The following is a 3,379-nucleotide window of genomic DNA, read 5'->3' as shown; positions in this document are numbered from 1 at the left end:
CGTGCCTCCGGCGCGGTCGCCTGACGCCGGGCACCCTGCTTCCGCCGCCTCCGGGCGCCCGCCCGCACGGGGCGGGCGCACCGGGGGCGGCGGGCCGTCGCGGAACCGGTTGAGCGGAGGAGAGGAATGACGGGCGGTCCCGCCTCTGGAATGCCCCGGCTGCTGCGCGCGGGGATGGGCACGGCAGCGGTCGGGCTGCTGCTGATCTACAACTCGGTGGACACCCGGTCGGACGCGGGCGTGGAGGACGGCAGGCCCGCTCCCCCGGCGGCCGCCGCCCCGGCCGTCCCCGGGCCGGCGGGTGCCGGCGCCCCGGACCCGGCGGCCCCGGCCGCCGCCCCGGGGGCGCCCGCGCTCCAACGCGCCAAGCCGACCCGGCTGCGGATCCCGCAGATCGCCGTCGACGCGCCGTTCACCGAGCTGGCCCTCAACCCCGCGGGCCAGCTCGACGCGCCGCCGCCGGACGACAAGAACCTGGTCGGCTGGTACCGGGACGGCGTCACCCCCGGCGAGCGCGGCAGCGCGGTGCTGGCCGGGCACGTGGACACCACCAAGGGCCCGGCGGTGTTCCTGCTGCTGAGCTTCCTGCTGCCGGGCAACAAGGTCGAGGTGAGCCGCGCGGACGGGACGGTCGCGGTGTTCTCGGTGGACTCGGTGGAGACCTTCGCCAAGAACGCCTTCCCCGACGCCAGGGTCTACGGCAGGACCCCCGACGCCCAGCTCCGGCTGATCACCTGCGGCGGCGCGTACGACAAGAAGCGGCGGGACTACCTGGACAACGTGGTGGTCTTCGCCCACCTGGAGTCCTCGCACCCCGCCTGACCCGGCCCGCGCACGACGACCGCCGGCCCCCGATGTCCGGGGGCCGGCGGTCGTTCTGGGCGTACGGTCCGTTCTCGTCGTACGGAGGTGTGCGGGGGCGTGCAGGGGTCGGCTCAGCCGCTCACGACGGCCTCGAAGGCGTGCAGGTAGGGGTTGACCGGGTTGACCGCGGTGACCACCAGTCCGGCCTCCGCCATCAGCCCGACCATGCTCTCCTCGGAGTGCTTGGCACCGCCCACATTGAGCATCAGCATCAGGTCCATCGCGGTGGTGAAGCGCATCGAGGGACTGTTGTCGACCAGGTTCTCCACCACCACCACGCGGGCGCCGGAGCCGGCCGCCTTCACCACGTTGGCGAGGGTGCGGCGGGTGCTGTCGTCGTCCCACTCCAGGATGTTCTTGATGATGTAGAGGTCGGCGCGGACCGGGATCTCCGTCCGGCAGTCGCCCGGGACGAGGCGGGCCCGGGCGGAGAAGGCGCCGCCGTCCTGGAGCCGGGGGTCGGCACCCGCCACCACCTTGGGCAGGTCGAGCAGGGTGCCGTGCAGCGCCGGGTGCTTCTCCAGCAGGCTGGCGAGCACGTGGCCCTGGCCGCCGCCGATGTCCGCCACCGAGTCGATGCCGGTGAGGTCCAGGTAGTCGGCGAAGTCCTCGGCGGACTGCCGGCTGGAGGTGGTCATCGCCTTGTCGAAGACCTTCGCCGAGTCGCCCGCGTCGCTGTGCAGGTAGTCGAAGAACTCCTTGCCGAACAGGTCGGGGAAGACGTTGCGGCCGGAGCGGACCGCCTCGTCCAGCTTCGGCCAGGCCTCCCAGGTCCACGGCTCGGTGCACCAGAGGGAGATGTAGCGCAGCGAGTTGGGGGCGTCCTCGCGCAGCAGCCGGGACATCTCGGTGTGCTCGAAGCGGTCGTCGCCGCTCGGCGCGAAGAGCCCGTAGCAGGCGAGCGCGCGCAGCAGGCGGCGCAGTTGGCGGGGCTCGGTGTCGAGGGCGACGGCGAGGTCGGTCACGGTGGCCGGGGTGTCGCCGAGCACGTCGGCGACGCCGAGCCGGGCGGCCGCGCGGACGGCGGCGGCGCAGGCGGCGCCGAAGACGAGCTCGCGCAGGCGCATCGCGGCCTGGGGGCTGGTATGGACGGGTGCGGTGGTCATGGCTGGGTTTCCTCGGGTCCTAGGGAGTTCCTGGTGCGGCGGCGGGCGGCGAGGGGGTACCGGGGCTCAGCAGCGGCCGGCCGGCTCGGAGCGCCCGCAGGTGTTGCGGGCGAAGGTGTTGTCGGTGCCGGAGTCGCGGTCGGCGAGGTCGGCCGGACCGTTGCCGCTCAGCTCGTTGTCGGCGATCACGGCGCGGGCGTTGGCGACGCCGACGACGCTCTTGAACAGGACGATGCCGCCGGAGAAGTCCGAGGTGCCGGTGTTGTCGCGCACCTCGTTGCCGGTCACCCGGGTGTCCTCGGTGCCGGTGAGGACGATGCCGGCTCCCTGGATGGCGCCCAGGCGCGGGTTGGCCGGGCAGAACTTGTTGTTGCCGATGACGGAGTTGTCCCGGACGTCGAGGTCCCCGGCGCGGGGCACGCCCTCGTCGCCGACCACGAAGACGCCGGCGCAGTTGCCGCTGATCCCGTTGGACTGGACGGCCAGCCCGCGCAGCCGGCGGACGGTGACGCCGACCCGGTTGCCGGTCAGTTCGTTGCCCTCGACCACGGTGCCGCCGGTGTCGGGCGAGCCGCCCTCGCGGTAGGCGTAGTTGGCGAGGAAGACGCCGGACTGGCCGTTGTCGGCCGAGCGGTTGCCGCGGATGACGGCGCGGGTGGACATCTCCTGGCTGATGCCCTGCTGGCCGTTGTCGTGGACGTAGGTGCCGCGGACGGTCAGGCGGGTGGTGCCGCTGGCGTCGATGCCGTTCTTGCGGAAGCCGGTGACGGCGAGGCTGTCGATCCTGACGTCGGACAGCGGGTCCTCCTCGGTGCCGACCACGCAGATGCCGTGCCCGGCGGTGGCGCAGGCGTTCTCGCCGCCGTCCCCGGGGGTGATCACGCTCTCGTCGCCGAAGCCGCGCAGGGTGAGGCGGGGGGTGGTGATGCGGACGCTGCCCTGGTAGGTGCCGGGGAGCAGTTGGACGGTGTCGCCGGGCCGGGCGGCGTCGACGGCCTGCTGAATCGATTCGCCGGGCTGGACGAAGTGCAGCGGGAAGCGGGGGACGGCGTGGGCCGCGGGGGCGGCGGCCAGCGAGGTGAGGACGGTGGTCAGGGCGGTGGCGGCGGCGGTGGCCGCGGCGAGGTGGTGGACCCGTCGCGTGGGCATGAGTGGTGACCTGTTTCCTTTCGGCGCGCGCGGCGCTCGTACGGGTGCGGTGGTCTTCCGCTCGGTCCAGCGGTGGGGCTGACGCGCTGTGCGCGGGCGGTGACGGCCGGTGGTTGCGGCCGTGTCGACGCTACGGGCGGCCCGGTGGGCCCGCCACCAGGGCTGGGCTGCGGGGCTGACGGGGCGTCGACCAGGGGTGGGACGGGCCCGGCGTGGCGCGGCAGCGGGTGGTCGGGCGGGGCGCGCGACGACCTCGGGCG

3 protein-coding genes are annotated in these 3,379 nt (G+C 74.1%); 1 reads left to right on the top strand and 2 read right to left on the bottom strand.

Features of this window, described 5'->3' with window-relative positions:
* Window positions 1–126 precede the first annotated feature (126 nt).
* Window positions 127–822 (top strand): class F sortase, encoded by a 696-nt coding sequence (locus AE652_RS38120; RefSeq protein WP_049659930.1) that lies wholly within the window; start codon window positions 127–129, stop codon window positions 820–822.
* Between the two features lie 113 nt (window positions 823–935).
* Here AE652_RS38120 and AE652_RS38115 read toward each other — a convergent pair whose 3' ends face one another.
* Both AE652_RS38115 and AE652_RS38110 read right to left on the bottom strand, forming a co-directional pair.
* The gene (locus AE652_RS38115) at window positions 936–1,970 is read right to left on the bottom strand and encodes a methyltransferase (protein ID WP_049659928.1); all 1,035 of its coding nucleotides are present in this window, start codon (window positions 1,968–1,970) and stop codon (window positions 936–938) included.
* A gap of 66 nt (window positions 1,971–2,036) precedes the next feature.
* Entirely contained in the window at window positions 2,037–3,119 is a 1,083-nt protein-coding gene (locus tag AE652_RS38110; protein WP_053112528.1) for a nitrous oxide reductase family maturation protein NosD, read from the bottom strand.
* Window positions 3,120–3,379: the final 260 nt, after the last annotated feature.

The sequence above is a fragment of the Kitasatospora sp. MY 5-36 genome, assembly GCF_001182915.1.
In the GTDB taxonomy this organism is placed as follows: Bacteria; Actinomycetota; Actinomycetes; order Streptomycetales; family Streptomycetaceae; genus Kitasatospora.
This window is presented reverse-complemented; position numbering and strand designations above follow the sequence as displayed.